The sequence below is a fragment of the Bacillus cereus group sp. BfR-BA-01408 genome, from assembly GCF_022663305.1.
Lineage (GTDB): Bacteria > Bacillota > Bacilli > Bacillales > Bacillaceae_G > Bacillus_A > Bacillus_A pacificus.
The window spans coordinates 1-288 of sequence record NZ_JAKUFF010000246.1; the positions used below are offsets into that span (position 1 = coordinate 1).

The window sequence follows — 288 nt, forward strand, 5'->3', positions numbered from 1 at the left end:
AGCGGTTCGATCCCGCTAGGCTCCACTTATCTTAATATCATTTATGGCGGTGTAGCTCAGCTGGCTAGAGCGTACGGTTCATACCCGTGAGGTCGGGGGTTCGATCCCCTCCGCCGCTACCATAAAGGACCTTTAGCTCAGCTGGTTAGAGCAGACGGCTCATAACCGTCCGGTCGTAGGTTCGAGTCCTACAAGGTCCACCATTAGAAGTTTATATCTCGGAGGTATACCCAAGTTCGGCTGAAGGGATCGGTCTTGAAAACCGACAGGCGGCGAGAGTCGCGCGGG

Annotated in this window: 2 tRNA genes; both read left to right on the forward strand. The window is 54.9% G+C overall.

Annotated elements, in window-relative coordinates:
* Window positions 1-45 precede the first annotated feature (45 nt).
* Window positions 46-122 (forward strand) — tRNA-Met (locus tag MR083_RS27145).
* A 4-nt stretch (window positions 123-126) separates the two neighbouring features.
* Window positions 127-203, forward strand: a tRNA-Ile gene (locus tag MR083_RS27150).
* Window positions 204-288: the final 85 nt, after the last annotated feature.